The organism is Halopseudomonas phragmitis, assembly GCF_002056295.1.
Taxonomy (GTDB): domain Bacteria; phylum Pseudomonadota; class Gammaproteobacteria; order Pseudomonadales; family Pseudomonadaceae; genus Halopseudomonas; species Halopseudomonas phragmitis.
This window is the reverse complement of the sequence record NZ_CP020100.1, coordinates 2,257,967-2,283,159: the sequence shown is the minus strand read 5'-3', so window position 1 is coordinate 2,283,159 and position 25,193 is coordinate 2,257,967. Positions and strand designations below refer to the sequence as shown.

23 protein-coding genes are annotated in these 25,193 nt (G+C 59.3%); 9 read left to right on the top strand and 14 right to left on the bottom strand.

Annotated elements, in window-relative coordinates:
• Window positions 1-104: 104 nt before the first annotated feature.
• The 5 genes from BVH74_RS10570 to ubiU form a co-directional block, all read right to left on the bottom strand.
• Complete coding sequence (locus BVH74_RS10570; RefSeq protein WP_080050032.1) at window positions 105-1,085, bottom strand: DMT family transporter; 981 nt, start codon at window positions 1,083-1,085, stop codon at window positions 105-107.
• Between the two features lie 171 nt (window positions 1,086-1,256).
• On the bottom strand, window positions 1,257-2,249 hold the full coding sequence (gene moaA / locus BVH74_RS10565; protein WP_080050031.1) for a GTP 3',8-cyclase MoaA: 993 nt from the start codon (window positions 2,247-2,249) through the stop codon (window positions 1,257-1,259).
• 136 nt (window positions 2,250-2,385) lie between these two features.
• On the bottom strand, window positions 2,386-2,916 hold the full coding sequence (gene ubiT / locus BVH74_RS10560) for a ubiquinone anaerobic biosynthesis accessory factor UbiT (protein WP_080050030.1): 531 nt from the start codon (window positions 2,914-2,916) through the stop codon (window positions 2,386-2,388).
• The gene (locus tag BVH74_RS10555; RefSeq protein ID WP_080050029.1) at window positions 2,910-3,800 is read right to left on the bottom strand and encodes a U32 family peptidase; all 891 of its coding nucleotides are present in this window, start codon (window positions 3,798-3,800) and stop codon (window positions 2,910-2,912) included. Before BVH74_RS10555 ends, ubiT begins: the two co-directional genes overlap by 7 nt.
• Window positions 3,801-3,815: 15 nt before the next feature.
• Entirely contained in the window at window positions 3,816-4,811 is a 996-nt protein-coding gene (ubiU, locus tag BVH74_RS10550) for a ubiquinone anaerobic biosynthesis protein UbiU (protein WP_080050028.1), read from the bottom strand.
• Between the two features lie 316 nt (window positions 4,812-5,127).
• On the opposite strand from ubiU, the gene ahpC reads away from it, so the two are divergent.
• From ahpC to BVH74_RS10535, 3 genes are all read left to right on the top strand, one after another.
• A complete protein-coding gene (ahpC, locus tag BVH74_RS10545; protein ID WP_080050027.1) occupies window positions 5,128-5,691 on the top strand; it encodes an alkyl hydroperoxide reductase subunit C in 564 nt (187 codons plus the stop codon).
• 103 nt (window positions 5,692-5,794) lie between these two features.
• Window positions 5,795-7,390 (top strand): alkyl hydroperoxide reductase subunit F, encoded by a 1,596-nt coding sequence (gene ahpF / locus BVH74_RS10540; RefSeq protein WP_080050026.1) that lies wholly within the window; start codon window positions 5,795-5,797, stop codon window positions 7,388-7,390.
• A 363-nt stretch (window positions 7,391-7,753) separates the two neighbouring features.
• Window positions 7,754-10,315 (top strand): penicillin acylase family protein, encoded by a 2,562-nt coding sequence (locus BVH74_RS10535; protein WP_080050025.1) that lies wholly within the window; start codon window positions 7,754-7,756, stop codon window positions 10,313-10,315.
• 67 nt (window positions 10,316-10,382) lie between these two features.
• On the opposite strand, the gene BVH74_RS10530 is transcribed toward BVH74_RS10535, so the two are convergent.
• The gene (locus BVH74_RS10530; RefSeq protein WP_080050024.1) at window positions 10,383-12,008 is read right to left on the bottom strand and encodes a methyl-accepting chemotaxis protein; all 1,626 of its coding nucleotides are present in this window, start codon (window positions 12,006-12,008) and stop codon (window positions 10,383-10,385) included.
• A 233-nt stretch (window positions 12,009-12,241) separates the two neighbouring features.
• On the opposite strand from BVH74_RS10530, the gene BVH74_RS10525 reads away from it, so the two are divergent.
• Window positions 12,242-14,113 carry a methyl-accepting chemotaxis protein gene (locus tag BVH74_RS10525; protein WP_080050023.1) on the top strand — a complete coding sequence of 624 codons (1,872 nt, stop codon included), beginning with the start codon at window positions 12,242-12,244 and terminating at the stop codon, window positions 14,111-14,113.
• Here BVH74_RS10525 and BVH74_RS10520 read toward each other — a convergent pair.
• Genes BVH74_RS10520 through purU form a run of 3 tightly spaced genes read right to left on the bottom strand, consistent with a single transcriptional unit; the run spans window position 14,081 to window position 15,615 of the window.
• On the bottom strand, window positions 14,081-14,305 hold the full coding sequence (locus BVH74_RS10520) for a hypothetical protein (protein WP_080050022.1): 225 nt from the start codon (window positions 14,303-14,305) through the stop codon (window positions 14,081-14,083). The genes BVH74_RS10525 and BVH74_RS10520 overlap by 33 nt on opposite strands.
• Window positions 14,302-14,715 (bottom strand): CBS domain-containing protein, encoded by a 414-nt coding sequence (locus tag BVH74_RS10515; RefSeq protein WP_080050021.1) that lies wholly within the window; start codon window positions 14,713-14,715, stop codon window positions 14,302-14,304. Before BVH74_RS10515 ends, BVH74_RS10520 begins: the two co-directional genes overlap by 4 nt.
• Window positions 14,716-14,763: 48 nt before the next feature.
• Complete coding sequence (gene purU, locus BVH74_RS10510) at window positions 14,764-15,615, bottom strand: formyltetrahydrofolate deformylase (protein ID WP_080050020.1); 852 nt, start codon at window positions 15,613-15,615, stop codon at window positions 14,764-14,766.
• A gap of 231 nt (window positions 15,616-15,846) precedes the next feature.
• On the opposite strand from purU, the gene mvaT reads away from it, so the two are divergent.
• Window positions 15,847-16,224: a histone-like nucleoid-structuring protein MvaT gene (gene mvaT, locus BVH74_RS10505; protein WP_080050019.1), complete on the top strand. Its 378-nt coding sequence runs from the start codon at window positions 15,847-15,849 to the stop codon at window positions 16,222-16,224.
• 56 nt (window positions 16,225-16,280) lie between these two features.
• Here mvaT and sbcB read toward each other — a convergent pair whose 3' ends face one another.
• The 4 genes from sbcB to BVH74_RS10485 form a co-directional block, all read right to left on the bottom strand.
• A complete protein-coding gene (sbcB, locus tag BVH74_RS10500; RefSeq protein WP_080050018.1) occupies window positions 16,281-17,729 on the bottom strand; it encodes an exodeoxyribonuclease I in 1,449 nt (482 codons plus the stop codon).
• A gap of 48 nt (window positions 17,730-17,777) precedes the next feature.
• Window positions 17,778-18,167 (bottom strand): PilZ domain-containing protein, encoded by a 390-nt coding sequence (locus BVH74_RS10495; protein WP_080050017.1) that lies wholly within the window; start codon window positions 18,165-18,167, stop codon window positions 17,778-17,780.
• A gap of 2 nt (window positions 18,168-18,169) precedes the next feature.
• On the bottom strand, window positions 18,170-18,601 hold the full coding sequence (locus tag BVH74_RS10490; protein ID WP_080050016.1) for a DUF4124 domain-containing protein: 432 nt from the start codon (window positions 18,599-18,601) through the stop codon (window positions 18,170-18,172).
• A 99-nt stretch (window positions 18,602-18,700) separates the two neighbouring features.
• The gene (locus BVH74_RS10485) at window positions 18,701-19,072 is read right to left on the bottom strand and encodes a tetratricopeptide repeat protein (RefSeq protein ID WP_080050015.1); all 372 of its coding nucleotides are present in this window, start codon (window positions 19,070-19,072) and stop codon (window positions 18,701-18,703) included.
• 140 nt (window positions 19,073-19,212) lie between these two features.
• Between BVH74_RS10485 and BVH74_RS10480 the strand changes: the two genes are divergently transcribed.
• From BVH74_RS10480 to BVH74_RS10465, 4 genes are all read left to right on the top strand, one after another.
• A complete protein-coding gene (locus tag BVH74_RS10480) occupies window positions 19,213-20,148 on the top strand; it encodes a universal stress protein (protein ID WP_080050014.1) in 936 nt (311 codons plus the stop codon).
• An 85-nt stretch (window positions 20,149-20,233) separates the two neighbouring features.
• A complete protein-coding gene (locus BVH74_RS10475; RefSeq protein WP_080050013.1) occupies window positions 20,234-22,645 on the top strand; it encodes a heavy metal translocating P-type ATPase in 2,412 nt (803 codons plus the stop codon).
• Window positions 22,642-23,046 carry a Cu(I)-responsive transcriptional regulator gene (cueR, locus tag BVH74_RS10470; protein ID WP_080050012.1) on the top strand — a complete coding sequence of 135 codons (405 nt, stop codon included), beginning with the start codon at window positions 22,642-22,644 and terminating at the stop codon, window positions 23,044-23,046. Before BVH74_RS10475 ends, cueR begins: the two co-directional genes overlap by 4 nt.
• A complete protein-coding gene (locus BVH74_RS10465) occupies window positions 23,043-23,960 on the top strand; it encodes a LysR family transcriptional regulator (protein ID WP_080050011.1) in 918 nt (305 codons plus the stop codon). Before cueR ends, BVH74_RS10465 begins: the two co-directional genes overlap by 4 nt.
• Here the strand turns inward: BVH74_RS10465 and flgL are convergent.
• Window positions 23,944-25,182, bottom strand: a complete 1,239-nt coding sequence (gene flgL, locus BVH74_RS10460; RefSeq protein WP_080050010.1) for a flagellar hook-associated protein FlgL — start codon at window positions 25,180-25,182, stop codon at window positions 23,944-23,946. The two genes, BVH74_RS10465 and flgL, sit on opposite strands and share 17 nt — an antisense overlap.
• Window positions 25,183-25,193: the final 11 nt, after the last annotated feature.

Genomic DNA, 25,193 nt, shown 5'->3' with positions numbered 1-25,193 from the left:
ACGCCGTAAACCCATCCCTGGGGGCTCGTAGATGCCATCCCTGGCATCTAACGGTCCAGAACAGGTCAACAACAAACCGGGCTACTGCGCTTTTGTGCTGCCAATCAAGAACCGGCCGGTGGCGGCGTGACACTTAGCCGCCGCAGGCGGCGATTGCGCAGGTTCTGGATCAGACTTGGAGCCAGGGCAATCAGAGCCGAACCGCCCACCACCAGCAGCGCCCCGATATAGGCCAGGCTGTTAAGCAGTTCAGGTTCGACCACGCTCGGCCACAACAGCGCACCCAGCGCCACCATGCTGAAGGTCAGCAGCGGTGTGGTCGCCACCGTAGCACTGACCCGCGAAGCCTCCCAGTGAACCAGTGCCTCGGCAAAGGCACCATAGGCCACCAGGGTATTCAGGCAACAACCAGCCAGCAGCCACAACTGCAGATGGGACAGTCTGAGAATCTGGGCCGGCTCGGCCAGCGGCAACAACAGTACCGAACTGCCCAGATAAATCACCATCATCACCGTGACCGATGACCAGACCGTCAGCAACTGCTTTTGCGCCAAACCGTACAGCGTCCAGGAAAACGCCGCTGCCAGAGCAATCAGAATACCCAGGGTGTAACCGCTCAGTTGGGTAAACAGCTCACCCAGGCGCTGATTGAAAAACAGTCCGAACCCCAGCATCAGGACCGCCAACCCCAACACCTGACCAAGCCCAAAGCGTTCACGAAACACCAGCATGCTGCCAATCATCAGCATGATCGGCGCAACCTGAATGATCAGTTGCATGGTACCCGGGGTCAGCCGGTTAAGCGCCATCAGATACAGTACGTAATTACAGGCCAACCCCAACACTGCCACAGCCAACAGGACTTTGTTGGTGGACGACAACGCGCGAATCGAAGGCAGCCGGCGCCGCGCTGCCAGCCAGATGAACAGAACCAGACCAGCACTGATCATCCGGTACCAGGTCACGGTAAAGGGGTCCATGTCCTTGAGCACTTCTTTAAGCAGAATCGGCAATACCCCCCACAGCGTGGCGGTGGTCATTGCCAATAGAAAACCGTACAGCCAGCGGCCGGATGCGACGTGCATGGAAAGACCCGAAAATGAACGCAGGAGGGAAACAGACTTGCACTATTCTAGGGCGCGTCCAGACGGCCAAACAGTTACAGCTGAGCTGACAGAATGCGGCAAACTGTTATGGTCCTTAAGGGAACACTGATTAATTGCACGAAAGCCTAATAGCCCGGTCGGCAACAGACCCTAACCACCACTGGCATTCATAAAGCGCACTACCTGCACCTCATTCACATCAAACTCGTGGCGGGCCGGTTTGCGCAGCAGTGCCTGTTGCAGCGCCTTGAGAATCGGCGCATCACTGGTTGGGTGACGGCGAACCAGAGCTCGCAGATCAAGAGAGTTTTCGTGCCCAAGGCACAGCAGCAGCCGCCCTTCAGCGGTCAGGCGCACCCGATTGCAGGTAGCGCAAAAATTGTTTGAGTGGGGTGAAATGAAACCAATACGCGACTCGGGATAGCCTTCAACGCGTACATAGCGCGCCGGACCACCCGAGCTTTCGGCGCTGTCGAGCAGCGCATAACGCTCGGCGATCAGCGCCCGCACTTCGTCGCTGCTGCACAGGGTCTCGGCCCGTGAACGACCAACATGCCCGAGCGGCATTTCCTCGATGAAACTGATGTCCAGCCCTCGAGCCAGAGCATAGTCAACCAGCGCAGGTAGTTCATCGGCGTTGCGGCCCTTGAGCGCCACCACATTGAGCTTGATCCGGGCAAAACCGGCCTCGCGAGCGGCCTCAATACCAGCCAGCACTTGCTGCAGCTCCCCGGTACGAGTCAACGCCTTGAAGCGCTGCGGATCAAGGCTGTCGAGGCTAATGTTCAGGCGCTTGACCCCGGCGGCGGCCAGCGGCCCGGCCAGTTTGGCCAGTTGCGAGCCATTGGTGGTCATAACCAGTTCGCGCAGTCCGGGCAAGCCGCTGATCCGCTCACACAGTTCAACCACACCACGCCGCACCAGCGGCTCACCGCCGGTAATCCGGATCTTGCTTACCCCCTGGGCAACAAACAGCCGAGCCAGACGCTCGATCTCTTCCAGGCTCAAGACCTGCTGCCGAGGCAGAAAGGTCATATCCTCGGCCATACAGTAAACGCAACGAAAATCACAGCGGTCAGTCACAGACAGGCGCAGATAATCAATGCGCCGGCCCAGGCCGTCTGTCAAAGTTGCGTCTGTCATGATCTGTCTCCACCGCCGACAGGCTGGTTGCTGCAAAACGACACTCTAGCATGTCTGCCCGCGCCCGGGCCAAGCAAGGCGATAAAGCACCAAACAGGTACAGCGCGCGCCCAACTTTGGGGCACCCCTGACAGCCTCAGCCGTTGCGCAGAGCTCTCGCCTCCTCAGCCTGTGACTGACAAGCAGCATCCGTACCAGCCCGATGCTGCACAGCCTTGCCCATCTGCTGAAGCAAAGCCCATAGCCTTGGCGGCAACTCTTCAGGGTCCAGGCTGTCCATCAGGTTTTTCACTGCCAGCCCCAGGTCGGTGTCGCCCTCAATCACCAACCGGCGCCGGAAAAACAGGGTATCGGGGTCTTCCAGCCGGCTGGCCAGCAGCAGAAATTCACGCCAGTTGCCCTTGATCAACACATCTGCCGGCGAGCGGTCGGCCAAACGCAGGCCATGCTGGTCCCGGGTCAGGTTCCAGGCCAGCCCCAGATCGTTGACCTCCAGCCGTAACCAGCGTCCGGCTAACAGATCGAACTCGCCTTCCTCCAGCGGTCTGGCCAGCCAGCGCCGCAACAGCGCTTCCAGTACCCACTGCTGGAGCAGAAACGGTACATGCCGACTCATTGGCAGCAGCGGTTCGCTGAGTCGCAAAAGCACAGAGCCCAGGTTCAGCATAACCCGACCTCCTCAACCCGCAGCATGCCCGGTTGGCCATGCCAGTAGCCATTGCAGCCATCCACCAACACGGGCGGCTGCTGGCCTTGGCGCACAGCCTGAAACTGCGCAATGACCTCGCCCATATCGGTCGCCCGCGGGCTCAGGCGCAAGGCATCGACCCCCATGGTCCGCATTTTCGGATACTCGGCCAACAGATTGCAGACCCCGGCCGACATGGTCTGGATGCCATTGAGGGTAAACAGCGGCTGGCCCTCCTGGGTCAACAGCGGAATACCTTCGGGGTAGTGCTGGCAGATGAAACCGCAATCGTCCTTGGGCCGGTTTTCCGCGCGGGCGGTAAAACAGCGCGCCGAATAAGCCAGCGGCAGGTAGCCCCAGGCAAACACTTCCAGTTCCGGCAAGCTCAGCGCCTGGTCACGGGCCTGCTGCTGAAGATGCTCGAGCAGGGCCTGCGAGCACTCAACCGGCGGCACCCAGCGCAGCATGCCAGCGTTCATCAGCTCGGCCACGGCAAAGGCGTTGTACAGATTCAGCGACGGCCCACCGACAAAAGGCAGTTTGCGTTCGCTGAGAAACTGCACCGCGGCCATATCGTTGGCCTCGACCAGCAGATCGCCGTTGTCGCATAACCGCCGCAAACTCGACAACTCCGAAGCCGCTTCGATCAAGGCCAGCCCGGACACCACAACCTCAGCATCGCAGGCCTCGCGCAGATCACGCGCCAGGCCCAGCCAGTCATCCAGCGACAAAGCTCGGCGCTTGGCACATACGGTTTCACCCAGGTAGATAACGTCCAGCGGCTGGGTAGCCATATCGGCATAAAAGTCGATGATCGCCTCACGACTCCAGTAGAACAGGATCGGCCCCAATGTCAGTTTCATCGTCATTTCTCTCGATTATTGCCAGGCCCGGTGATAGGCACCCAGAGTGGTCTGGCTGCCCTCTGACACCGAGGCCAGCGCCTGATTCCAGCCAGCCTCGACCGCGAACCGATCCGGCGCCCGGGCATAACTGTCCAGCGCCTGACGCCAAACCCTGGCCACCTGCTCAACATAGGCCGGACTGCGCTGCCGGCCCTCGACCTTGACTGCTACCACTCCGACTGCATCCAGCTCCGGAATAAGTGCCAAGGTGTTGAGACTGGTCGGCTCCTCCAACGCGTGAAAACGCTTGCCATTGACCATGAACCGACCCTTGCACAGGGTGGGATAACCGGCAGCTTCACCTTCGACATAGCGATCGATCAGCACCTCATTAAGTCGTGAGCTGAGCGCCTCGGGCTCCTGGGTCCAGCGCACCGCACTGGCCGGCGAGCAGACGCCGCACAAGTTCGGCGACTGGCCAGTGACATAGGAAGACAGATGGCAGCGCCCCTCAGCCATGATGCACAGGCTGCCGAAGGCGAATACCTCGATCGGTACCGGACTGCCCGCCGCCACTTGGCGCACCTGAGCCAACGACAGCACCCGTGGCAAGACCGCCCGCTGAATGCCATAGCGCTCGTGATAAAACGTCAGCGCCGCGGCATTGGTCGCCGAACCCTGGACCGACAGATGCAGCCGCAGCGCCGGATGACGCCGGCTGGCATAAGCCAGCACCCCGGGGTCAGCCGCGATCAGCGCATCGACCCCAAGATCCGCGGCCTGGTCTACTGCTCGCTGCCAACGAGGCCAGCCATCGGGCAAGGCATAGGTATTGACCGCGATATACAGCTGTCGCCCTTCCCGGCGAATCAGCTCCAGGCCACTTTGCAATTGCTTTTCGGTAAAATTCAGTCCAGCGAAGTGCCGGGCATTGGTATCATCGCGAAAACCGGTATAGACGGCATCGGCACCCTGGCGCACCGCAGCCTTGAGCGCCGGCAGGCTGCCAGCAGGACACACCAGTTGCATAAACCCTCCCAAGCGGAACACATCTGGCTGCTACTCTGCCCGATGGCTGAACCCGGGGACTTGACGCCGGTCAATTGATGCAGGCATTGACCAGCAGTCTGTCACTGCAATGACACGCCATCGTGCCAGGCTGCCATGTAGTGCAGAGACCCAATGGGAAGCTTGAAAGCCCCCTTGAAAAAATCAACAATGACCATAGATAGAGAAAGACTATCCAAGATTTAGTTGAAATTTATTTTAAGTATCCATGACAGAGCCCTAACATACGCTCCGTCTTCACAACCCACTGACTAATTTACTCAGACAAGGAGTTGCAATGTCCGTTATCAACACTCAGATCAAGCCGTTTACCGCTCAAGCGTTCAAAAACGGTGAGTTCGTCCAGGTCAGCGAAGCCGACATGAAAGGCAAGTGGTCGGTATTCTTCTTCTACCCGGCTGACTTCACCTTCGTTTGCCCGACCGAACTGGGCGACGTGGCTGATCACTACGAAGAGTTCCAGAAGCTGGGCGTTGAGATCTATTCGGTCTCCACCGACACCCACTTCACTCACAAAGCCTGGCACGACAGCTCCGAAACCATCGGCAAGATCCAGTACACCATGATCGGCGACCCGACCATGCAGATCAGCCGCAACTTCGAAGTACTGCGTGAAGATCAGGGCCTGGCCAACCGCGGCACCTTCATCGTTGACCCGGAAGGCGTCATCCAAGCCGTTGAAATCACTGCTGAAGGCATCGGCCGCGACGCCAGCGACCTGCTGCGCAAGGTCAAGGCCGCTCAGTACGTTGCCGCCCACCCGGGTGAAGTCTGCCCGGCCAAGTGGAAAGAAGGCGAAGCCACTCTGGCTCCCTCGCTGGATCTGGTCGGCAAGATCTAAGACCCGTCCTGCCAACCCGGCCCGTTGCAGCGCTGTGTTGCTGCCTCCGGCGGGCCGGGTTTTTTACGCCTGAAATTTATGCTTTGTCACAAGGGACACGCACATGTTGGACGCCAATCTGAAGAAACAACTGGACACGTACCTGCAGCATATCGTTAACCCGATTGAAATCAGCGTGTCCGTCGATGACAGCCCCAAGGGCAAAGAATTGCACGAACTGGCCAACGAAATTGCCGAAATGTCGGGCAAGATCGGCTTGGTTGACGCCGCCAATCCGCGCACTCCGAGCATGTCGGTAGGGCGCACTGGCGAGCAGCCACGAGTCACCTTTGCCGGCCTGCCGATGGGCCACGAGTTCACCTCGCTGGTCCTGGCCCTGCTGCAAACCGGTGGCCACCCGTCCAAGGCCGACCCAGCTCTGCTTGAGCAGATCCGCAACCTCGATGGCGAGTTCCACTTCGAAACCTATATTTCCCTGTCGTGCCAGAACTGCCCGGACGTGGTCCAGGCACTGAACCTGATGGCCACGCTGAACCCGAACATCACCCATGCAATGGTCGATGGCGCCCTGTTCCAGGATGAAGTCGAACAGCGCCAGATCATGGCCGTACCTTCGGTGTTCCTCAATGGTCAGCCGTTCGGCCAGGGCCGCATGAGCCTGGCGGAAATCGTCAACAAGGTCGACAGTGGTGCAGCCAAGCGCAAGGCCGCCGAACTGAACGAGAAAGCCCCGTACGATGTACTGATCGTTGGTGGTGGCCCGGCTGGCGCGGCAGCGGCCATCTATGCCGCACGCAAAGGCATCCGTACCGGCCTCGTCGCTGATCGCTTCGGTGGCCAGGTAATGGATACCGTGGGTATCGAAAACTTCATCTCGGTTCCCTACACCGAGGGTCCGAAGCTGGTGGCGCACCTGGAACAACACGTCAAGGAATATGATGTTGAGGTGATCACCGAGCAGAAGGCCGCCAGCCTGACCCAGGGCGACTACCTCCAGATCGGCCTGGAAAGCGGCGCCACTCTGTCCAGCCGCAGCGTCATTCTGGCCACCGGTGCTCGCTGGCGGGAAATGAACGTACCCGGCGAACAACAATACCGGGGCAAAGGCGTAGCCTACTGCCCACACTGCGACGGCCCGCTGTTCAAGGGCAAGCGCGTGGCCGTGATCGGCGGCGGCAACTCCGGTATCGAGGCGGCGATTGACCTGGCAGGTATCGTCGAACACGTCACCGTACTGGAGTTCGGTGACAGCCTGCGCGCCGATGAAGTTCTGCAGCGCAAGGCGCGTTCGCTGGCGAATGTCGAGATCATCATGAATGCCCAGACCACCGAAGTACGTGGTGATGGCAGCAAGGTGGTAGGTCTGACCTACACCGACCGCACCAACGGCGAAAGCAAGCAGGTCGATGTGGCTGGCATCTTCGTCCAGATCGGTCTGGTGCCGAACTCCGAGTGGCTCAAGGATTCAGGGCTGAACCTGACCCGCTTTGGCGAGATCGAGATCGACAGCCGTGGTGCAACCAACATCCCCGGCGTGTTCGGCGCTGGCGATGTCACTACCGTCCCGTTCAAGCAGATCATCATCGCCATGGGTGCCGGCTCCACCGCAGCTCTGGGTGCCTTTGATCATCTGATCCGCACTCCGGCTCCAGAAACGGCCAAACTGATGCAGTCCAGCTCGGCTACCGAAACCGTCTGAGCAGTACTCTGAACGCTGCCCGGGTCACCCCGGGTAGCACTTTGCCAGACAGCTCCCTCAGCATGCCTCCCAGTGCATTTCACGCCAATCTGGCGCTCACCACGCCCGCCCCCTTTGCGCAACAAAAAATCAATAACTGAAAAATGAAGGCAATAATCCTTCAACAATAAGGGTTTGAATGCCTGTCCAAGTCACTCCACAAGCAAAAACTGAAAACCACACCAGATTCACCCATCAGCCGCCTCAATTGACAGCTTCCAGCCCGCTTTGGAGAGTGGGCAGGCTTCACCCAATTGGGTGAGCACAGGTCGACTTCCCCCGTCGACCACCCCTAATAACAACGTAAAACAAAAGGATGTGACAATGCATAAGAAGCTGGCCGGCACTCTGGTTGCCGGCACCGTCATTTTGTCAGGCTGCCTCAGCAGCGGCGGCTCCTCCAGCAGCTCTCCGGCCCCCAGCCCAAGCGCCGATGTAACCATCACCTACACCACCCATGGCGTGCCCCATGTCAAAGCCAATGACTACTTCGGTCTCGGCTATGGCGTCGCCCACGCCCAGGCCGAGCATAACCTCTGCACCCTGGCCGAACAGGTAGTGACACTGCAAGGCGAAAAGGCCAAATTCTTCGGGCCCGGTACGAACAACGCCAATCTGCTGTCGGATGTCGCCTACAAGGCCATCGATTTTGAAAGCATGGCCGAGGAACGCTTTTCACTGCTATCCGGCGATGCCCAGGCCCTAATCAACGGCTATGCTGAGGGCTACAACAACGCACTGGCCGAGCGCCACAGCCCGCAGGACTACCCTACACCCTGTCGCGGCGCCGAATGGGTCCAACCAATCACTGCCAATACCCTGCTGGCCACGTATCTGGACATGGCCACCCTGGCCAGTACCCGCAATTTCCTCCAGGCCATGGCCGCAGCCCAGCCGCCAGGCGGAATCACTCAGCTCAAGAACAACAGCGAGCAACAATCTCAACTGGCCAAGGCCGACGACCAGCCCAAACCGTTGGCCAGCGCCTTTGACCTGACTGCCCAGCTTGATCCGGAGCTGGTGCTGAAAAATGAAGGCATCGGCAGTAATGGCTGGGCCCTAGGTACGGACCGGGTCCGCGACGCCAACAGCCTGCTGCTTGGCAATCCGCACTTTCCCTGGGACGGTGCTTCGCGTTTCTATGAAATCCATCTGAACATTCCCGGTGAACTGCAGGCCCACGGTGCCAACATGACCGGCATTCCGATCGTGACCCTGGGCTTCAACCAGCATCTGGGCTGGACCCATACGGTCTCCCAGGCCAAGCGTTTCACCCTGTACCAGCTGCAACTGGACCCATCCAATGCCCAGCGCTACTTCTATGACGGCGAACTGCGCGACATCACTTACAAAGACGTCATAGTCGAGGTCAAGCTGCCCGATGACTCGCTGGCACCGTTCACTCGCCGGGTATTCTTCAGTCATTACGGCCCGATGATCGACCTGTCTTCCGTGAACCCGGCACTCGGTTGGAGCACTACGACGGCAATCACCTACCGCGACGCCAACCTCGGCAACCACCGGATGCTCGATCAGTGGCTGGCGATGAACAAGGCCACCAGCACTGCTGAGCTGGAAACCGCACTGGCTGAGATCCAGGGCCTACCCTGGGTCAACACCATCATGATCGATAAGGATGGCAACGCCTCTTATATCGACGCCTCAGTCACCCCTCTGCTGTCAGCGCAGGCCGAAGGATTCTGGCGCAACGCAATAGCTAACGATCCTGCGGCCCAGGCACTGTGGCAGGACGGTGCCGGCCAAATTCTGCTGCCAGGACACCTGTCGCAGTTCGAGTGGGTCAACCACCCCGAGGCCGTAGCGCCGGGCATCGTGCCTTACAGCCTGGCACCCAAGGTGACCCGCCGCGACTATGCCTACAATGCCAACAGCAGTCACTGGCTGTCGCATGTCGAGGAGCCACTGGAAGGCTACAGCATTGCCTTCGGCCCTGAGCAGGTGGTGCGCAGTCCGCGGACCCGCTACAACGCCCAACTGATCAGCGACCCTCACGCTTTTGGCCTGACACTGGCCGATCAGGTGTTCGATATCGAGGCCCTGAAACTGGCCCTGGACCACAACGGCTCGCTGTTTGGTGGCAGCTTCCGCCAGCAACTGGTCCAGCGCTGCCAGGCTAACCCGCAGGTTGAAGTCGACGGTCAACTGGAAAGCCTGGCAACGCCCTGTAACGTGCTGGCCAACTGGGATGGACTCTACAACCTGGACAGTCGTGGCGCCGCCATGATGCGTGAGTTTCTTCAGGAGTTCCGAGTCAGCGCTCACCGCGATCTGCACAACAACCTGTTCGCAGTACCTTTCGACCCGGACAGTCCGGCTGACACCCCACGCGACCTGGCGCCGCTGGCGGCCGACCCGCTGACCGATCCGGTACTCCAGGCCCTGCATAAGGCTGCCAAGCGCCTGAGCGACAATAACGTTGCCCTGGACGTGGCACTGGGTGATGTGCAGTACGTGCTGAAATCGTCCGACCCGAACCATCGCTTCCCTATTCATGGCGGGCAGTCGTTCGAGGGGATCTTTAACATGATCAGCAAGAATGCCCGCAGCCTTGCCCAGACCGGGACCATTCTGACCGGTCAGGACATTGCCGGTAGCGCCAGCCTGGATTTGCTGGACGAGGGTAACGGACCGGTTGCCGCCTACCGGATCAACTACGGTACCAGTTTTGCCCTGGCGCTGAGTTACGACGAGCAAGGCCCCAAGGCTCAGGTCTACGTGACCTACGGCCAGGCTCACGATCCGGAGTCTGAGTTCTTCGCCGACCAGACCGAGCTGTTCAGCAACAAGCAGTGGCGTTCGATGCCACTGACCGACAGTGAAATCGACGCCGCCACCCTGCGGGTGGTGGAGCTGACCCTGCCCTGAATCAAGACGGCGCCCTTGGGCGCCGTTCATTCAGCCTCTTCCGGCCCCTTTCGGGGGCCGGACCTGCCTAGACCTTGAAGCGCGTTACCAGGTCATTCAGCTCTACCGCCAGACGCGACAGCTCGCGGCTGGAGCTGCTGGTCTGCTCGGCACCGGCTGCAGACTGGGTAGACAGGTCTCGAATATTGACCAGATTGCGGTCAACCTCACGCGCCACCTGGGCCTGCTCCTCAGCTGCACTGGCGATCACCAGATTGCGCTCGTTGATCTGGCCGATTGCCTCACTGATGCTACGCAATGCCTGCCCCGCCGCATCGGCCAAGGCCTGGGTATTGCCGGACATGGTACGACTGATACCCATGGCCTCTACCGCTCTCTCACTGCCCTGCTGAATCGAGGAAATCATCTCTTCGATCTCGCTGGTTGACTGTTGGGTTCGATGGGCCAGCGCCCGCACCTCATCGGCAACCACGGCAAAGCCGCGCCCGGCCTCGCCGGCACGAGCCGCTTCGATCGCTGCATTGAGTGCCAGCAAATTGGTTTGCTCGGCGATTGCCCGGATCACATCAAGCACCTGGCTGATACTCTGAGCCCGAGCGGCCAGATCCTGTACTTCATCTGCCGAAGCACCGATGGTTTCAGTCAGTTTTCCTATGCTGGTCAGGGTATTGCCGACCTGTTGACGCCCTTCTTCGGTAATCCGGGTAGCCTGCTGTGAGAGATCCGAGGTGGACGCAGCATTGCTGGCCACTTCCTCGACAGCGGTAGTCATCTCGTTGACCGCCGTAGCCGCCTGCTGAACTTCATCATCCTGGCGCTGCAGGCCACGGGTGGCATCCTCGGTCACGGCGTTCAACTCTTCGGCCGCCGAAGCCAGTTGGGTCGAGGAGTTGGAAATGCCCACAATAGTGTCGCGCAACTGCTCCTGCATGCTCGCCAGCGCCCGCAACAGGCGGGCCGGTTCATCCCGACCCTGAACCTGGATCAAGCGGGTCAGATCCCCCTTGGCCACAGTTTCACTGACCTGCACGGCCTGGCGAATTGGACCGATAATGCTCTGGGTCAGGGTCCAGGCCAGCAAAACCGTAAGCAGAGCCGCCAGAATGACCGCAACTATCACCATGCTGCGCGCACTGGAGTAGCTCGCCGCAGACTCATCGGCGGCAGCGCCCACCCTCTCAACCGTATAACGCTCCAGGGCCAGCAGTGCCTGGGTCACCTGATCGGCCTGCGGATTCAATACCTGGTCAACATGCTGTAGGGCCAGATCAAAACGATTGTTCAATGCCAGATCCAATGCCTCACGCTGGGCCGCCAGGTAACCCTCGTAGCCGCGGTTGAATTGTTCGAACAAGCGTTGCTCATCCGGATAACTTATGAGAGCTGCATAGCGCTGCCGGTCGGCATCGACCTGCCGAGTCATTTCGTTGATCTGCGTGTTGAGCCTGGCCGCATCGCTGCCGTCCTCATCCAGCATGATGCGCAGGGTAAAAATCCGTACCCGCATAAAGTTCTGACCAAAACTGTTGATCAACTGCATGCCGGGCACCCAGTGGCTGTCCACCTCCTCAGCCTGCTGGCGCATCTGTCCCATCTCACGCATGCCCAGCATACCTAACAACAAAACAATTACTGCCATCACGGCAAAACCCGCCGCCAGCCGGGCAGCGATGGAATAGTTTCTCAACAGCATAAGAATCCCTAATCGATGAACGAGCGCCCGAATGATCGCGCTCACGGTTATAATGCGAACCCTTTGTCGGTTAACTGAAACCGACTCGCCGCCAATGATAGCTTAGCGCCATCACCAGACATCTGACTGGGGCAAAAAAAACAACACTGCGTTCCCCCTGATTAAAGTTTTTGGCCGCCTGGACGTTATCAAGGTGATGCTTTCCTATTCTGTTTTAACGAGACTTGCGCCCCATGCCCAACCAACTCAGTTTCAGCCAGAAAATCCTGATCGCCGCTTGCCTTGTGGTAATCGCGGCCTTTTCGGCATTTTCCCTTTACAACGATTACCTGCAGCGCAAGACGCTGCAGGACAATCTGCGCACTTATCTGAGTGATGCTGGCGGCTTGACTGCGGCCAATATCAGCAACTGGCTGTCGGGCCGGGTTCTGTTACTCGAGAACCTGGCCTCCAATCTGGCCGCCGACGATGGCAGTCGTATGATTGAGCTGTTGGAAGAACGCACGCTCAACCGCACCTTCGACTTCAGTTATCTGGGCGAAATGAACGGCGCCTTCACCATGCGGCCGGACTCACAAATGCCGGCTGACTATGATCCACGCACCCGGCCCTGGTTCAGGGACGCCAAGGCCGCCGGACGTACCGTTCTTACCCAGCCTTACACCGACGCCGCCACTGGCGACCTGATCATGACCATCGCCACCCCGTCGGGCAACGATGTGGTGGGTGGTGACCTGAACCTGAAAACTATCTCGACCATCATCAACGCACTGGACTTCAACGGCATGGGCTATGCGTTCCTGGTCAACCGCGATGGCACCATTCTGGTACACCCCAATGCCAGCCTTCAAACCCAGACTCTGAGCCAGATCTACCCTGGAGACACGCCACGCATCAACAGCGAGCTACAGGATGCAGTAATGGGCGGCGAAGCCCGCTTGCTGACCTTCATCCCGGTCACAGGACTGCCAGGCGTGGAGTGGCATGTCGGGCTGTCGATCAGTCGTGATCAGGCCTTTGCCAGCCTGACCAGCTTCCGTATTTCCGCGTTGATCGCCGCACTGATTGCCCTGATCGCCATTGTCGTGCTGCTCAGCCTGCTGATTCGCTACCTGCTAACACCCCTGACTTCGCTAGGCTCGGCGCTGGAAGATATCGCCCAGGGCGAAGGCGATCTGACCCGCCGCCTGCCGGTCACCAGCCGCGACGAATTTGGCCGCCTGGCTGCCGCCTTCAACCAGTTCGTTGAGCGGATTCACGCCTCGATTCGCCAGGTGGCAACCACCAGCCAGGAACTCAACGATGTCGCACTGAATGTGGTCAACGCCTCCAATGCCAATATGGCCAGCTCAGATGAACAGGCCAGTCGCACCAACAGCGTAGCCACCGCGATCAATGAGTTGGGCGCCGCCGCCCAGGAAATTGCCCGCAACGCAGCAGATGCCTCACAGCAGGCCAGCGGCGCGCGCAGTGGAGCCGACCAGGGTAGTCAGGTCGTGGCCCAGACCATTCAGGCCATGCAGGACCTGTCGGCCAAGATCACCGCTTCCAGCCAGACCATCCAGTCCCTGAGCCACCGCACCGAAGATATCGGTAAGATCCTCGACGTTATCCAGGGGATTTCCGAGCAGACCAACCTGCTGGCACTCAATGCGGCGATCGAAGCCGCCCGTGCCGGTGAGGCCGGTCGCGGTTTTGCCGTAGTCGCTGACGAGGTCCGCAGCCTCGCTCACCGGACTCAGAGCTCGGCCAAGGAAATCCATGACATGATTGAAGAACTGCGCAGCGATGCCAGCACCGCGGTGAAAAACATGGAGGAGAGTCAGCGCTACAGCGAGCACAGCGTCGAAGTAGCCAGTCAGGCCGGGCAGCGGCTGACAGAGATCACCCAGGGGATTGGCGAGATTGACAACATGAATCAGTCGGTCGCCACCGCCACCGAAGAACAGACATCGGTGATCGAAAGCCTGAATATGGACATCACCGAGATCAACACCCTCAATCAGGAAGGGGTGGAAAACCTGCAATCGACCCTGCGCGCCTGTACCTCACTGGAGCAGCAGGTCAACCGACTACGTGAGCTGGTCGGCAGCTTCCGGATCTGAATCCGAGTCGGCGGCGGCCTCCTGGGTCGCCGCCAGATCGGCTACCGCAGCAAAGTCGGTACCGCTGTCAGCGTTCATAGCTTCAGGATCGAAGCGCGCGAGACAAACGCCACCTATGACCGGTGGCAAACCAGCCACCGCCTGCCCCAACGGGTCATAGTCCTGATCATCATCGCGCCAGAGGTCGGTCATTTGGGAGCACCGTGATGATTGTAGGCCTTGACCGCGCGCAGAATATCCCGACGACTGATCTGCCCCACCAGCAGGCCTTCATCCATCACCGGCAAACGCCGTCGATGTTTCTGAATGAAGTGTTCACCAGCCTTGATGATATCGGCATCGGCATCGATGGTTTCCACCACCACCGTCATCACCGACTCAACCCGACCACCGGCTTCCTCGAAGTAACTCCCGGACAAAATGCCCTTGAGGCAGTCACTTTCGGACAGCAGGCCAAGCAAGTGGCCCTCACCGTCCACTACCGGCGCACCAGAAATACGATGTTCGATCAGGGTGTCAATAGCCCGGAACAGGTCAGTTTCCGGGCTGAATGTCACCAGATCAGTCGTCATGTAGTCGCGCACTTTGACTGACTTGAGCATAGGGCCTCCTCTCTTGTTGGAGGGTCCGGCCACAACCTCAATTCACCATCAGTTAAAAACCACGGTTTTGTTGTCGTGAACCAGTACCCTGTCTTCCAAGTGATAGCGCAAACCGCGCGAAAGTACCATTTTTTCCACGTCTTTCCCGAGCCGCACCATGTCTTCAACATTGTGCCGGTGGGTAATCCGGGCCACATCCTGCTCAATGATAGGGCCGGCATCCAGCTCCTCGGTCACATAGTGGCAGGTGGCGCCAATCAGCTTGACCCCGCGCTGAGCAGCCTGGTGATACGGCTTGGCGCCGACGAACGACGGCAGGAAGCTGTGGTGAATATTGATGATCCGATGCGCATAGCGCTGGCACAGCTCCGGCGGCAGAATCTGCATATAGCGCGCCAGCACAATACAGTCGGCACCCTGTTCATCCACCAGGCGGGTCACTTCGGCAAAGGCCGGTTGTTTGTTCTGCGGATCAACCGGCACATGATGGAAAGGAATACCGTGCCACTCGACCATGCTGCGCAGATCATCATGGTTGGAAATCACACTGGTGATATCGCAAGCCAGCTCCCCGCTGTGCCAACGATGTAGCAAGTCGGCCAGACAGTGCGATTCGCGGCTGGCCATCAACACAACTTTCTTGCGCTCGGAGGAATCACTTACCCTCCAGTCCATTGAGAACTCGGCGGCAATAGGAGCAAAAACCGTACGCAAACCATCCAGATCAAATGGCAGGGAATCAGCCCGGATCTCATGACGCATGAAAAACCAGCCCGACAGGTTATCCGAATGATGATTGGCTTCACTGATCCAGCCATTATAGGTGGCCAGCAAGTTACTGACTTTAGCCACAATACCTACCCGATCCGGACAGGCGATTACCAAACGATAGGTACGCATTACTCAACTCCCACACTGCGCGCCTGACAAAGTTGACGCGACCAAGGCGGGCATTCTAGCCGGCCTGATGAATATTTTCAGCACTTGTCGAAAAGGCCTGCGACCTATCGACGCAGTCACATAGTTGTAATTTTCAATCAACCTCATTCCAACCGACACATTGTATAACTTTGTCGTTTTAACTATGATTGCCACGTCATCCCCAATTTCAGGAAACAAGGATCAACTTCCATGTCCAAGTTGCAAGAGTATCGTCAGATCGAAGAAACCATCCGTGAACTTTCCGAACGATTGAAGTCTCTGTCGAACGACGACAAGCTCAAGAAAGAAATCGAGTTTGAAGAAAAACTCAAAGGGCTGATGAGCCAATACGGGAAGTCGTTGAAAGATGTAGTCGCTCTGCTCGACCCGGATAACAAACTGACCCCCGCTGCCAAGGCCGGCAAGGCCACTGCAGGCGCCAAGCGCGCGCGCAAGGTCAAACAGTACAAGAACCCGAACACTGGTGAAGTTGTCGAAACCAAAGGCGGCAACCACAAGACCCTGAAAGCCTGGAAAGAGCAGTACGGTGCCGATACTGTTGAAAGCTGGGCCAAGGTGCTTGGCTAGAAGCACTGAAACAATAAAAAACGCCCATTGATCTGGGCGTTTTTTATTGACTCGGATCACTCCATCTTCACGGCCAGATAACGGGCTAGATCCTCGGCATAGCGCTGCCAGTCTTGCAGCAACTGCTGCTGTTGAGCAGAAGCTTGGGGCATCGCCTCACTCAAGACCCGATTAAAGTCTGCCAGGGTCAATGGTGCTCCGGGCAGCCGCCCCTGAAGCCGCTGCCGACAAAACTGCCGCCACTGTTCCTGCTCGCTTGCAGTCAGAGTATCGGGAAAGTTACGCGCCCGATAACGGAACAACAGATCAACCAACCGCTGGTCACGTAAGGGCCAGGAGTGTCGAGCCAGTGTATCGGGGTCAGCCTGGCGAATGTCCGGCAGCAACTGCCTGTCCGTATCGTTAAGAAACCCGTCATAGAGTTGCAACTCTGGATCAGACTGAGCCTCCTTCTGCTCAGCCGTATCACTGTAAACTTCCCTGAGCAGCGCCTGGCCGGTTTCCCGCCATGTCCCCAGAGCCTGGGCATTAGCCAGCAAAAGCGGCATATCCAGCCCCAGACGCGCAATATCTTCAGCGCGCAACACCTTGAGGTCGGCCAGAAACGGACAGCGATTGATATGCACCAACTTCAGCCCCGGACGCTGCTGCCCCTCGGCCAAGTCTTCCTGACGAGTGTACAGGCGCTGACGCAACTGCTCGGCCGTCAGCTCATTGAGCAGGCCCGGGTCGGCAGCGAGGTCATAGACAATCAATGCATTGCGATTGACCGGATGCCAGCCCAGCGGCAACACCAGCGCCAATCCGTGACGCTCACGCCCGAAACGACCAGACACATGGACCAGCGGTCGAACGTTGCGCAGATCAATCAGGGCATTAACCGCCGGCTTACGGCGCAGCCCCAGCAGATAGTTGAACAGTTTCGGCTGGGTCTGACGCAACAGGCGAGCCATGGCAATGGTCGCACGGACATCGGCCAAAGCATCATGAGCCTGACCATGATCAATGCCATTGGCGGCCGTCAGCAGCTCCAGGCGCAGGCTGACCAGCCCGTCTTGCTGTGGCCACTCGATGCCCTCGGGGCGCAAGGCGTGGGCGGCACGCAAGCCATCAAGCAGGTCCCAGCGACTATTGCCTGACTGCCACTCACGGGCATAGGGATCATAGAAATTCCGGTACAGGCTGAAACGGGTCATCTCGTCGTCGAAGCGCAGGTTGTTGTAACCCACGCTACAGGTGCCCGGCGTAGCCATTTCATGATGCAGACGCTGAATGAATTCAGCCTCGGGCAGCCCCGCCATGACCCGTTCCGGGCCTATCCCGGTAACCAGACAGGCCATCGGATGCGGCAGAATATCCGGCGACAGTTGGCAATCGATGCACAGTGGATCGTCGACCTCGTTCAACTCTGCATCGGTGCGAACGCCGGCCACCTGCAGAGGCCGGTCACGACGCGGATCGATGCCGGTTGACTCGAAGTCGTACCAGAAAAAACTCTCGGCCATACCCCTCTCCCTGCAACACAAAGCCGCAGGGTACCCGATGCTGGGCGTTCAGGCATCTTCCGTGCGCATGAAACTGAAGTAGCGGGTCAGCGCATCGGTCAGTTCAGCAAAAGCCGGCTGGTTACCCACCAGGCTGAAGCCAGTATCGAAGTGCCCCGGAGTGACATCTTCGCGACACCAGTGGCTTCGGGCCTGAAAGTCCAACCGCTGATAGGGGTGCAAACTGGACGGCAGGCGCAATTGCAGTTCAAACAGTTCATCGACCATCAACGGCAACGGGCTGATCAGCATCAGACCCTGACGCGATACATTACCCAAATAGCCTATCGGCCGACCGGTGCACTGATTGAAAACCTGCAGGTAAGCTCCTAGCTGATGCCGGGTGATCTGGCGTTTTTCGATATGCTCCGGGGACTCCGGAACAGGCGTCGTCTGCATATTCAGCAACGCTCCCTGATTTCAGCTTGCAAGGCGTTCTTGCGCGCCTCGACTCGTTTAGGTTCCACCTCCATCCGCTTGCCGTTGGCATCCTCCTCGTACCAGAGGACCCGGCCATCGAACCGCGCCAACTCTCGGCGCAGAGCATCACAATGGCTTTGTTGCCTGGCCCGCTGTTCAAGTACAGCGGTTTGTCGCGCCGCACGTTCCTCGGTGCGTACATCCATCAGACGCTGGAGATTCTGTTCCCGCTGGCGCACCTGGGCATCACGTTCGACCACCTGAGGTCTCACTTCAACCCGTTGTGCGCCCTCGCGCGGGCGCTCACCGAAATGGACCTGGCCGTGCTCGTCCACCCAGCGATAGATCTCGCTGGCGGCAACCGGGCCAAACCACAGCACCAGGCAGATGATGACAAGCTGACGAATTCGCATAGCCGCTAGGGTCCAGGAGCTGATACCAGTCGGGTATCAGTTCGCTAAGCATAGCCCAGCCCCCAAGTACGGCCAAGGGCCATATAGTGAACCGCACACTCAGGGGCGCTCGGGCGGCAAGCGCTGATCCGGCTGGTAATGACCCAATTGACGCAGGGTCTCCAGGCGTGCGCCGGCCCGATAACTATACTCACTATTGGGGTAATGCCGGAGCAGGTAACGGTAAGTCTGCGCGGCATCCACGTACAGAGCCTGACGCTCCAGACACAGCCCCCTCAACAATGAGATTTCCGGTTGCAGATGCGGTCGCGAACGGCTGGCCCGCTCGGCCCGGGACAACTGGAAAATGGTCTGGGCACAGTCGCCCCGATCATAGGCCTGATAGGCCTGATTCAGGTGACTGTTATGGGCGTTCGAGGCGCAACCGGCCAAAATGCCCAGGGCAAGTGCGGCTAGCAGAGTTTTTGACATGGCAATGATCTTTGCGATGGTTTGTCAGGTTATCGGCCAGTCCCGAGGTTTCTCAAGGGCAACGGTCAAATTGACCCAGATCAGTGTAAGGCTCTGATCAATGGCCTAACCTTGGAACATTCCCTTGAAAGGAGTAGATCATGGATATTCGACACATGCTGGTAGTCATCGACCCCACCAGTGAAGATGAGCAACCCTGCCTGCGTCGTGCCGAGCAGCTGAGCGCTCACTATCCGCAGGCTCGGATCACCCTGTTTCTGTGCGACTACATTCCTGCGCTCGACGGGGGTGTTCTGTTCGACACCCCCGGCCTGGAGAAGGCGCGCGCATCATTGATCAGACATCGTGAAGGCTTTCTCGAGCGGCTGGCCAAACCACTGCGCGACAAGGGCCTCAAAGTCGATACCGAAGCACTCTGGGGCAAGCGTCTGGACCGCCATATTCTGCGCGCCATCGCTGAATACCAGGCTGATCTGGTGCTGAAAACCACCCACCACCACAATGTGCTCAAGCGCCTGCTACTGAGTAATACCGACTGGCAGCTGATCCGCCATAGCGAAGTACCGGTCTGGCTGGTCAAGCAGGCCGATCGACCGCTGCAAAAACTCTGCGCCAGCGTCGATCCGCTGCACGAGGCGGACAAACCGGCGGCACTGGACCTGAAACTGATCTCCCTGACCCAGGGTCTGGCCAAGCTAACCAACAGCCAGCCCCATGTCGTGCACTGCTATAACCCGCTGCCGCGCACCCTGGTTTTCGATGCCAGTGTGATCACCGATTACGATGGTTATGCCGATGATGTTCGCCAACGCCACGCCAGCGCTTTTGAGCAACTGGCCAATCAGACCGGAGTAGACGCCTCACACCGAAATCTGCTGCAGGGCTATCCGGAAGAGGCAATTCCGGCGTTCGCCAGCGACCAGGATATCGACCTGCTGGTGATGGGGGCGGTATCGCGTTCACGTCTGGACAGCGCCCTGCTTGGACACACCGCCGAGCGACTACTCGATGATGTCCCCTGCGATGTGCTGGTGGTCAAACCGGACGGTTTTGTCGATCCCAGCAAGCCGAGCTGAGCCGTTGGGGAAATACTAGGGGCTGTTGACCTTGACATCATGTCAAGGCTCATGATCTGGTTGTCCTATCTTCAGGAGCTGGATCATGAGCACAGTCACCCTCCATATCAGCGGCATGAACTGCGCCAGCTGCGTGCGCCGGATTGAGCAGGCGCTGGGCGCAATTCCCGGGATCGGGACCGCCCAGGTCAACCTGGCCGCGGAAACTGCCCAACTGCAACTTGAACAACCTGAACAACTCGCGGCCGCCTGCGAGGCTGTGCAGCATGCTGGCTATGGCGTGGCTATCGAAGAGCGCCTGCTGAGTCTGAGCAACCTGACCTGCGCCGGCTGCGTACGCCGCAGCGAAACCGCCCTGCTCAAAGTCCCTGGCGTACTCAGCGCCGAGGTCAATCTGGCCAGTCAACAGGCCCGAGTCAGATTGCTCGCAGGCACTGACCCAGACAGTCTGTTACAGGCACTGGTCAAGGCCGGCTACCCCGGTCAGTGGCTGAACCAGCAGGAAACGACGGGCGGCAGTGAAACAGATCCCCAACACCAACGCCTGCAACGTGAACGCCGACACCTGATCGCTGCAGCCCTGCTCAGCGCGCCGCTGGCGCTGGGCATGCTGCCGGAACTGTTCGGCCGCCACGACCTGATGCTGCCTGCCCTGTTGCAACTGTTGTTGGCCTCAATCGTCCAGTTCGTGTTCGGTGCCCGCTTCTATCAGGGCGCCTGGCATGCCCTGCGCAACCGTACCGGCAACATGGACCTGCTGGTGGCCATCGGCACATCGGCTGGCTGGAGCCTGAGCACCTGGCATGTGTTCAGCACCCCGGCCGGTCAGATGCCGGTGCTCTATTACGAAGCATCAGCGATCATCATCAGTTTCGTGCTGCTGGGCAAATATCTGGAAAGCCGGGCCAAGGGCCAGACTCTGGAAGCAATCCGAGCTCTGACCGCCCTGCGCCCGGACAAGGCTCGGCGGCGAACAGCCCAGGGTGATGAACTGGTCGCCCTGAGCGAGATCAGGATTGGTGACCAGGTAGTGGTTCAACCCGGTGAGCGCATTCCGGTCGATGGCCTGGTGCTCGAAGGTGGCAGCCATGTGGATGAATCGATGCTGACCGGTGAAAGCCTGCCGGTCAGCCGGCAGCCTGGCGACCGGGTCAGTGCCGGAGCGATGAATCAGGACGGCATGTTGCTGCTCGATACCGCCGCCATCGGCCAGGACACCCTGTTGTCGAAAATCGTCCGGCTGGTGGAAAACGCCCAGGCGTCCAAGGCGCCGATCCAGCGCCTGGTAGACCGAGTCAGTGCAGTGTTCGTGCCGGTGGTTCTGGTCATTGCCGTTGCGGCCTGGGCGCTGGGCAGCCTGTGGTTCGGCCCTGAGCAGGCCTTGCTCAATGCCATCGCCGTGCTGGTGATTGCCTGTCCCTGTGCACTCGGCCTGGCCACCCCTACCGCGATCATGGTCGGTACCGGGGTGGCCGCCCGCCATGGCATTCTGATTCGTGACGCTGAAGCGCTGGAGCAGGCCCATCGGGTCGATACGGTGATCTTCGACAAGACTGGCACCCTGACCCTGGGCAAGCCTGTGGTTCAAGCCTTTGAGCCACTGAATGGGGCGGAGCATGATGCTGCGCTAAGCCTGGCCCTGGCGGTTCAGCGTCAGGCCGAACACCCACTGGCCGCGGCCCTGCGTGACTATGCCATCCAGCACGGAATCAGCAGCGCCGACGCCGAGCAGTTCCGGGTTCAGGCCGGTCGCGGTGCCAGCGGTCTGGTCAACGGTCAGTCAGTCTGGCTTGGCAACCGCCTGCTGATGAATGAGTTGGGCGTGGAGCTGAACTCCAGCCAGGCCCAGGCCGACAACCACGAAGCCCAGGGCCATACCCTGTCCTGGCTGGCTGCCGGGCAGCCCGGGCAAGTCAAAGCCCAGGCCCTGCTGGCCTATGCCGACCAGATCAAGGACGGCGCCCGGGATACCGTCGCACAGTTGCGCCAGCAGGGTATAGACACCTGGCTGATTAGTGGCGACAGTCAGGCTGCCGCCAACAGCGTCGGCGCTGAATTGGGAATCAAGCATGTTGAGTCCCAAGTACTGCCCGAGGACAAAGCTCAACACGTTCAGCGTCTACGCGAACAAGGCCGGGTGGTGGCGATGATCGGCGACGGCATCAATGACGCCCCAGCCCTGAGCGCCGCCGATGTCGGCATGGCCATGGCTACCGGCACCGACGTGGCCATGCACAGCGCCGGTATCACCCTGATGCGCGGTGAACCGCAACTGGTCCCTGCGGCACTGGATATTTCCCGGCACACCTGGCGCAAAATCCGTCAAAATCTGTTCTGGGCCTTCATCTACAACAGTCTGGGCATCCCGTTGGCAGCCATCGGCCTGCTCAATCCGATGATGGCCGGCGCCATGATGGCGGCCAGCAGCGTCAGTGTGGTGACCAATGCCCTGCTGCTCAAGCGCTGGCGGCCAGACCTGGATAGAGAACAGCAATGAATATCAGCCAAGCAGCCAAACACAGTGGTCTGACCCCGCGCATGATCCGTCATTACGAGAGCATCGATCTGCTGCCCGATGCCGCTCGCAGCGCGGCAGGTTATCGCCGCTATGACGAACGCGACCTGCATACCCTGCGGTTCATTCATCGCGCCCGTGGTCTGGGCTTTTCGATCGAACAGATTGCCCAGCTTCTGGCTCTGTGGCAGGACCGCGAACGCAGCAGCGCGGAGGTCAAAACCCTGGTCCAGGGACATGTGCTTGAGCTGGAACAGAAGATTGCTGATCTTCAGGCTATCCGAGACACCCTCGCCCACCTGGCGCACTGTTGCCATGGTGATACCCGGCCAGACTGTCCGATTCTCGACAACCTGGCCGCTACCGGAAGCAACGACCAATGAGTCAGCCCATCGACCTGCGCGCCCTGCGCCATTTTGTTGCCCTGGTCGAACACCAGGGCTTTATTCGCGCTGGGGAAGCCATCGGCCTGAGCCAGCCTGCACTAACCCGCAGCATCCAGAACCTGGAGCAGCGCCTGGGTTGCCCACTGATCATTCGTGGCGGCAAGGGCGTGGAACTGACCCCACAGGGACAGTTGGTACTTGAACACGCCAAACGCCTGCTGGCCGGCAGTGCAGCGCTGAAAAACGCCCTGCAACAGTTCAACGATCTGGAGTCAGGCGAACTGCTGATTGGCGCCGGTCCCTTCCCGGCTGCCCGACTGGTGCCTGCAACCATGGGCCGGTTCAATCGCCAGCACCCCGGCGTGGCGCTGAAGCTGGTCATCCAGCATTGGGAAGAGTTACGCGAGCGCTTGCTGGCTGACACCCTGGAACTGTTCGTCGCCGATATCCGGGAGCTGGAGCAGGATCCGCAATTGCATGTGCTGCCGCTACGCCAAAACCCCAGCGTACTGTTCTGCCGGGCCGGCCATCCGCTTGCCAACAAGGCCGGACTAAACAATGCCGACCTCAACACCTATCCACTGGCAAGCTTCCGCTTGCCGCAACCGGTGCATGATTACATGAGCCGCACACTTGCCGGCCGCGAGCCACTGATCAACCTGGAATGCGACAACCTGGACGTACTGATGCGCCTGGTACGCCACAGTGACGCCCTGAGCTTTGCCACACGAGACATTCTGGACCCGGACCTGGCACGTGGAGAGCTGGTATTGCTGGACTGGCCGGAACTGCTGCCCGGTACCAGTTATGGCCTGGTAACCCGGGTCGGACGACCACTGTCGCCGGCCGCCCGGGCTTTCATACGATTATTGCAAGACGAGAACCGTCAACGCCTCAGCGCAGCAGATTGAACAGGCTCAGGCCGTTGATCTTGACGAAGCTCTGCTGTGACGCCTCCAGCAGCACGGTTTGCAGGCTGAGACGGCTGAGTGCCTCGGCATAGTCCAGATCCTGCAGCTCCGAGGTAACCGACTGGTTGATCAGGGTCAGATCAAGGTTCTCATCACGCCGGGTATCGATCACGTTGAGCCGCGCACCCAGTTCGGTCTGTTTGCTTAACACCGTGCCGATGGCATTGTCGATATTGAGCAGACCCACCGCCACTGCGTCGCGGGTGGCCAGATTACCGTCGGGAGTGTCTTCAGCATTTTCCAGTGCCTGGCGCAACACCCGGATACTGTCGAGGATGCCTCGCTTTTCCTCTCCACTGGGGGTAATGCTGAAGCTGTCGCCCGCTGCGGGCTCGCCATTGAGGGTAATGGCTACCCCACCATAGCGGATGGTGTATTCATTGTCCTCGTTGGGGCTTAGCTGACCGGTGACCGGGGGCGCCAACGGATCGCCGTTGCTGTCGACAATCTCGTAGTCCGTGGTGCTGGAAAAGACGATCTGTACCCCACCCAGCGGATAGAGCTGATTGTCGAAGGCCAGCTTGTTCTCCACCTGCCCAAGAGAAATCCGCGCACTACCGGTATTACCCGGATCAGCAGCCGTATCGACCCGGTTGGCATTGGGAATATCGAGAAACAGCGCCTTGCCGTTATCATTGATGGCAATCTGGTTGCCGCTGGCGATCTCGAGAAACCGCTGGCCCTCATCACCCTGATAGCTGTAACTGCCATCGGGCTCGCGGATAAACGGCTGAGTCTTGCCCTGATAACCGGCAAACAGATACTCGCCACGGGCATTCTGGCTATTGAACAGCCCGAACAGCTCGTCTTCACGCTGCTTGAGTTCCTGCGCCAGACTGGCCCGATCACCGCTGTCCAGAGCGCCATTACCAGCCTGTACGGCAATCTCGCGGATCCGCTGCATGATGTTGACCACCGACTGCAACACGATCTCTTCCTGAGTCAGACTGTTTTCCGCAGCATCAAGATTGGCCTTGTACTGGCTTAGCCTGGAGGCCTCCTGATCCAGTTGCAACAGCCGCACCGAGGCCACCGGATCATCGGCAGGCGACAGTATGCGCATCCCGGTACTGATCTGCTGCTGAGTTCGGGTCAGGCTCGCATAGTTGGTCTGCAAGCCGTTGACGCCGTTATTGAAAGCCTGAATGGTCGAAATACGCATAACCGGCACCG

What these genes read in the sequence shown, in the direction of transcription:
- BVH74_RS10570 (WP_080050032.1), bottom strand. Translation starts at nt 1,085, where the DNA reads ATGCACGTCGCATCCGGCCGCTGGCTGTACGGTTTTCTATTGGCAATG.
- moaA (WP_080050031.1), bottom strand. Translation starts at nt 2,249, where the DNA reads ATGACAGACGCAACTTTGACAGACGGCCTGGGCCGGCGCATTGATTAT.
- ubiT (WP_080050030.1), bottom strand. Translation starts at nt 2,916, where the DNA reads ATGCTGAACCTGGGCTCTGTGCTTTTGCGACTCAGCGAACCGCTGCTG.
- BVH74_RS10555 (WP_080050029.1), bottom strand. Translation starts at nt 3,800, where the DNA reads ATGAAACTGACATTGGGGCCGATCCTGTTCTACTGGAGTCGTGAGGCG.
- ubiU (WP_080050028.1), bottom strand. Translation starts at nt 4,811, where the DNA reads ATGCAACTGGTGTGTCCTGCTGGCAGCCTGCCGGCGCTCAAGGCTGCG.
- ahpC (WP_080050027.1), top strand. Translation starts at nt 5,128, where the DNA reads ATGTCCGTTATCAACACTCAGATCAAGCCGTTTACCGCTCAAGCGTTC.
- ahpF (WP_080050026.1), top strand. Translation starts at nt 5,795, where the DNA reads ATGTTGGACGCCAATCTGAAGAAACAACTGGACACGTACCTGCAGCAT.
- BVH74_RS10535 (WP_080050025.1), top strand. Translation starts at nt 7,754, where the DNA reads ATGCATAAGAAGCTGGCCGGCACTCTGGTTGCCGGCACCGTCATTTTG.
- BVH74_RS10530 (WP_080050024.1), bottom strand. Translation starts at nt 12,008, where the DNA reads ATGCTGTTGAGAAACTATTCCATCGCTGCCCGGCTGGCGGCGGGTTTT.
- BVH74_RS10525 (WP_080050023.1), top strand. Translation starts at nt 12,242, where the DNA reads ATGCCCAACCAACTCAGTTTCAGCCAGAAAATCCTGATCGCCGCTTGC.
- BVH74_RS10520 (WP_080050022.1), bottom strand. Translation starts at nt 14,305, where the DNA reads ATGACCGACCTCTGGCGCGATGATGATCAGGACTATGACCCGTTGGGG.
- BVH74_RS10515 (WP_080050021.1), bottom strand. Translation starts at nt 14,715, where the DNA reads ATGCTCAAGTCAGTCAAAGTGCGCGACTACATGACGACTGATCTGGTG.
- purU (WP_080050020.1), bottom strand. Translation starts at nt 15,615, where the DNA reads ATGCGTACCTATCGTTTGGTAATCGCCTGTCCGGATCGGGTAGGTATT.
- mvaT (WP_080050019.1), top strand. Translation starts at nt 15,847, where the DNA reads ATGTCCAAGTTGCAAGAGTATCGTCAGATCGAAGAAACCATCCGTGAA.
- sbcB (WP_080050018.1), bottom strand. Translation starts at nt 17,729, where the DNA reads ATGGCCGAGAGTTTTTTCTGGTACGACTTCGAGTCAACCGGCATCGAT.
- BVH74_RS10495 (WP_080050017.1), bottom strand. Translation starts at nt 18,167, where the DNA reads ATGCAGACGACGCCTGTTCCGGAGTCCCCGGAGCATATCGAAAAACGC.
- BVH74_RS10490 (WP_080050016.1), bottom strand. Translation starts at nt 18,601, where the DNA reads ATGCGAATTCGTCAGCTTGTCATCATCTGCCTGGTGCTGTGGTTTGGC.
- BVH74_RS10485 (WP_080050015.1), bottom strand. Translation starts at nt 19,072, where the DNA reads ATGTCAAAAACTCTGCTAGCCGCACTTGCCCTGGGCATTTTGGCCGGT.
- BVH74_RS10480 (WP_080050014.1), top strand. Translation starts at nt 19,213, where the DNA reads ATGGATATTCGACACATGCTGGTAGTCATCGACCCCACCAGTGAAGAT.
- BVH74_RS10475 (WP_080050013.1), top strand. Translation starts at nt 20,234, where the DNA reads ATGAGCACAGTCACCCTCCATATCAGCGGCATGAACTGCGCCAGCTGC.
- cueR (WP_080050012.1), top strand. Translation starts at nt 22,642, where the DNA reads ATGAATATCAGCCAAGCAGCCAAACACAGTGGTCTGACCCCGCGCATG.
- BVH74_RS10465 (WP_080050011.1), top strand. Translation starts at nt 23,043, where the DNA reads ATGAGTCAGCCCATCGACCTGCGCGCCCTGCGCCATTTTGTTGCCCTG.
- flgL (WP_080050010.1), bottom strand. Translation starts at nt 25,182, where the DNA reads ATGCGTATTTCGACCATTCAGGCTTTCAATAACGGCGTCAACGGCTTG.